Origin of the sequence: Actinomadura geliboluensis, from assembly GCF_005889745.1 — a bacterium.
GTDB classification, from domain to species: Bacteria; Actinomycetota; Actinomycetes; order Streptosporangiales; family Streptosporangiaceae; genus Spirillospora; species Spirillospora geliboluensis.
Genome location: NZ_VCKZ01000551.1, coordinates 1 through 5159, shown reverse-complemented (window position 1 = coordinate 5159; position 5159 = coordinate 1). Strand labels below are relative to the sequence as shown.

The 5159-nt window shown below is 72.0% G+C and carries 1 protein-coding gene; it reads right to left on the bottom strand.

Annotated features, from left to right (window positions below; genetic code table 11):
- Positions 1 to 326: 326 nt before the first annotated feature.
- Positions 327 to 5159 (bottom strand): DNA repair ATPase (locus ETD96_RS41050; protein ID WP_138641880.1); only part of this gene is annotated, 4833 nt, incomplete at its 5' end.

The following is a 5159-nucleotide window of genomic DNA, read 5'->3' as shown; positions in this document are numbered from 1 at the left end:
TGCACTCAGGGGCCGCAGAGGCTCCGAAGTCAAGGGTGGGACGGAGTCCCATCGCGAAGCGACGCCGAAGGCGCCCTTGACTTTGGAGGGGCGGCCCCGTACGCAGCGCCGCCCCCACCACAATTCCACGAACAACACTTAAGCCATGGTGTCCGGCGTGGTCGAACATCGACTTGTCAAATGCTGGTTCGGTTGAACGTCGGTCTGATCGAACGCTGGCACAGTCGGACGCCCCCTCCCGGTTGGATGTCCCCCCGGTTGGATGTCCTCACGTCGGATGTCCACTTGGTGAGTGTCAATCCTGGCGGACGTTCTGTGAACGGTGGCTAGGTGTTGCGGAGGGCCTTTTCGATGGCGGTCAGTTTGTCCGCCAGGTGGAGCAAGGCGCCCACGGACGGGTCTTCGGTGTTGCCCGCGAGGGTTCGGGAGCGCTGGTAGGCCGCCTTCACCTCCGTCCAGCGGTCCGCTTCGGCGGCGGCGAGGGTGCCGCGGAGTTCGGACAGTTTCAGGAGGTTCGCTTCGGCGTCCGAGGTCAACGTCTGCGACTCGGCCCGGTAGTGGTCGTCCAAGGCCGCTTCCAACTCCCGTGCGTTCATCACGGGGAGGACGCGTTCGGCCAGCTTGTTCATGTCGCGGTAGGAGCCCTGGAGGCGGAACGGCGGTTCGGTGCGGGACGCGTCGTCCTGCGCGGCGGAGGCGATGTACGCGCGGTTGACCGTCAGCACCACCCGCTGCACGTGGATCAGCTTCTCCAGGACGGACAGGATCTCGTCCAGTTCGGCTTGGGAGTACGGGTGCGACAGGCGGTCCGGTCGGACGGTCTGGTCGCCCGAGGCGAGGCGCACGAGCAGTTCGACGTCCTCGCGGTCGCGGGTCGTCAGGGGGGCCAGGACCGGGTTCGAGGTCAGCGCGTTCTCGATGTAGCTGAGCGCGAACAGGTCGTCCTTGCCGGACAGGACGTCGCCGAGGTTCCACACGTCGGCGCGGTTGGCGAGCATGTCGGGGATGCGGAAACGCCGGCCCGATTCGGTGTACGGGTTGCCCGCCATGCAGACCGCGAAGCGCTTGCCGCGCAGGTCGTAGGTGCGGGTGGCGCCTTCGATGCGGCGTTGGGCGTCGCAGAGCGGGATGAACTTCTGCAGGAACTCGGGGGACGTGTGCTGGATGTCGTCCACGTAGAGCAGGACGTTGTTACCCATCTCCAACGCGAGGTTGATCTTCTCGACCTCGCGGGCCGCCGTCGCGTTGGGCGCCTGGGCCGGGTCGAGGGACGTGACGTCGTGGCCCAGGGCCGGTCCGTCCACCCTCACCAGCGCCAGCCCGAGGCGGTCGGCGACGTACTCCATGAGCGTCGTCTTGCCGTAACCGGGCGGGGAGATGAGCAGGAGCAGGCCCATCTGATCGGTGCGCTTGCCGTCGCCGGCGGCGCCGAGCTGCTTGGCCAGGTTGTCGCCGATGAGCGGCAGGTAGACCTCGTCCACCAGGCGGTTCCGGACGAACGCGCTCATCGTGCGGGGCTTGAAGTCGGCCAGCCCGAGGCGCTTCTCCTCGACGGCGATCAGGTCGTTCCGCTGTTTCTGGTAGGCGCGGAAGGCGGGGACCCGCTCGGTCCGGAAGCGGTGGGTGCGGGCGAGGGTCTCGTCCAGGCGCAGGTCCAGGCGGCGGTCGGTGATGCGCGGGTGGTCGCCGAGGAGGTCCTCGATCGCGGCCGTCAGCGCGGCGGGGGAGTCGTAGCGGGCGGACGGGCACAGGAGCGTCGCCACGGCCTCGGGGAGGTCCGCTTCGTCGCCGGCCTCGCCGGTCGCCAGGTAGGAGGCCAGCCAGGCTTCGGCCAGCTGGTGGCGGGCGGCCAGCGTGCCGGCGTCACGCAGGTCGTCGTCGAGCGTCGTGTCGCCCAGCGCCTGCGTGAAGCCCTTCAGGAGGGCGCGGGCGCCCTGGCTGGTCACGAAGCCGTCCGGGGCGGCGGCCAGTTCCTCGATGAGGTACTCGGCGGTCAGCGGGTCGGGGAGGCGCAGGTCGTGCCGCTCGGTGAACTCGGTGATCGACGCCGTCAGCTCGGCGGTGAGGTCGGCCAGCGCGTCGGTGCGCCCGAACGCCTGGCGGGCGCGGACCAGCGACCGGGCGCGGGCCGTCCACATGCCGCGTTCGGTCTCGTCGGGACCGTGCGTCCAGAAGAGCTGCGCGGTGGCTCGGGCCGGGCCCGGGTAGCGGAGCAGGCCCGCGTCGGCGCGCAGCCGCAGCAGGGCCTCCAGGATGCGGGCCGCGTCATGGTCGTGGACGCCCCGCTCGTAGCCCTCGTCGTAGCGGTCGGCGGCCGCGTCGCGGACGAGGCCGAGCAGGCGCCCGTCGGCCGCCGCCGCGAACAGGTCGTCCAGGGGCGAGGTGGCCAGGATCGACGTCGCCAGGTACTCGGCCCGGTATGTTTCCGCTGTTTCCGAGACGAGGGTCTGGTTCCACAGCGGCCGCGTCGCGGCGAAGCCCTCGTCCTGGACGGGCGCCCGGTAGTCGGTCCCCGTGATCGCGAACGCGACCGTGTCGCGGTGCGGGACGAGCGTCAGCTCGATCGGGCGGGTGTTGACCGCGAACCGGTGCCGGCCCAGCCGGATCGTCCCGCCGTCGTCCCCGTACAGGTCGAGGCGGTCGCGCAGCGCCCGGCCCGCCTCCTGCCGGGCCGCCTTGACGCGCCCTTCCAGCTCCTCCGCGCGGACGCCGTCGTCCAGGCCGCGCAGCTCCTCGGCGATCGAGCGGAGCCGGGCCACCATCGCGTCGGTCGCGAAGTAGGTGTTGACCTCGTCCGGCGAACCGAGGGCGGCGGCGCGGCGGCGGACGCCCGCCAGGATCCGGTCCGCCGACTCGGTGAGCCGGTCGGTGCGGCGGGCGCGCTCGTCCAGCAGCGACTGCTTGCGGGACGAGAACGCCTCGTAGACCTCGGTCCGCTTGGTCTCCAGCTCGCCGAGGAACTCGTCCAGCTCGGCGAAGCGGGCCTGCAGCGTCTCCAGGCGGAGCAGCAGGCGGCCGAGCTGCTCGTCGCAGTCCTCGGGCGTGGCGGCGGTCGCCAGCGCGCCCGCGATCGACTGGTCCAGGAGGGCGAGTTCGGCGGCGAACGCGGCGCGGCCCTCGCGGCCGAGCAGGTCCCGGCGCCGGTTGTCGAGGACGGCGCGGGCCCGGTTGAGGCCGCCGAGCACCTCGCCGACCCGCTCCAGGATTGCCGTCCGCGCGGTCGCGTCGGTGATGTCGAGGTCCCCGACGACCTCGGTGACGACCTCCAGCCCCTCGTTCTGCGCGGCGAGCAGGTCGGAGAGGGGCGCCGCGTCGGCGGCGGTCTCGATGGCCCCGGCAGCCTCGGTGATGCGCTCGACCTCGGCGTGGTAGCCGGTGAAGGCGTCCTCGCCCTGGAGGAACGCGACCGCGCCCTCGCCCGCCTCGCGCAACTCGGACTGGACGGTCTCCGACAGCTCGTCCAGCCGGGACGCGTCGACGTAGCGCAGGTCGCGCAGCGTTTCCAGGCGGCCCTGGGCGCGGCGGAAGGAGGCCAGCTGCGCCACCCAGCCGTCGGCCGTGGCCGGCGGCTCCGCATGGGCCCGGCGGATCAGCGCGGCGATGTCGTCCGCCGCCTCGGAGACGGCGGAGACCGCCTGCTCGGTGAGCGCCTGGACCTTCTCGAACTCGTCCAGCACCTGGCCCGCCGTCGCGCGGACGTCCGCCAGCGGCGCCGTCACCGCGCCGAGGTCCTCGTCGGCCAGCCAGTGGTACAGGTCGGCGGCCCGCGTGCAGGCGGAGATCAGCGCCTCGAACACCCGCGCGGACGGCGACATCTCGTCCACCATCCGGGTGACCGACAGGCATTCGGAGATGCCGCGCACGAGCTCGGCGTTCCCGACCCGCTCCAGCGGCCCGGTGCCGACCGGCTGCGCGGCGGCGTAGGCGTCCGAGACGTACGGGGTGGCCCAGATCTGCATCGGGTGCACCCGCGACGGCTCGTCGGAGAACGCCCGCATCACGACGAGCGTCCCGTCCGCGAACAGCGAGTAGCCGTGGCAGGTGATCGGCGTCGCGACCCGCTTGCGGATCACGTTGTAGGGCAGCAGCAGCGACCGGCCGTCCTCCCGCGCGTGGAAGACGTAGAGGACGTCCTCCCCGTTGGGGGAGCGGATGACCCGCTCGTACTCCAGCCCGGCCACGTCGGTGTCGAACGTCTTCGCGGTGCCGGTGTCGAGGTAGTAGCCGCCCGGGAAGATGATCCCGTGGTCGTCCGGCAGCCGCCGGCACGCCTGCGCGATCCCGTCGAGCCGCGTGACCTCCTTCGTGCGGACGTTGAACACCAGATGCCGCCACGCCCGCTCGTTGTACGGGCGGATCCGCAGCAGGATCAGCGCGCCGACCCGCGCGTGCAGGACGTCGGCGTCCGCGAGCGACTGCAGCGGCTCGTCCACCGGCTCGGAGTAGATCCCCTCGCCGCTGTCGGTGTTGTCCTCGATCTTGACGGTGAGGGTGCCGCCGATCGTCTCGACGAACACCTCGCCCTCGATCGAGATGTGCGGGTGCCGGCCGAGGACGTGGTCGTCCCGGGTGGTCTCGACCCAGTCGACGTCGTGCGCGGGCGGGAACGCGTGGTCGCGCTCGCCCTGGTTGTCCTCGTAGGCGACGCCGCCGTCCGGGGCCGTCCGCCACCGCAGGACGCGCAGGTCCGACAGGCGCGGCCCCGTCTGGAAGACGGCGAGCAGCCGCCCGTCCACCAGCCTCAGCTGGAGCAGCCGCGCCTGCCGGTAATACCGGTACATGTCGGCGAAGTCGCGCAGGAAGCGCGGGTCGTCCAGCAGCCCCGGCACCGCCTCCGGCCCGGCGGGGACGAACGCGATGCCGTCCTCCGTCCGGGTGAACCGGTGCAGCGAGAACACGTCGTCGACCGTCGTCTCCGGCTTCAGCCCGAGGAAGACGTTGTAGCCGAACAGCATCACCCCGCCGAGCGCCACCACGTCGCGGGGCACGCAGTTGTGCGCCGTCCGGATCCGCTCGGTGCCGGCCAGCCGCAGCTCCGTGCCGCCGAACACCTCCAGCCGCCGCGCGTTCAGCGCCTCCGCGCGCCGCGCCAGCTCGGCGGCCCGCTCGGCGAGCCGCGCCCGCAGCACCTCGTACGTCCCGTGGTCCAGCCCAGCGCC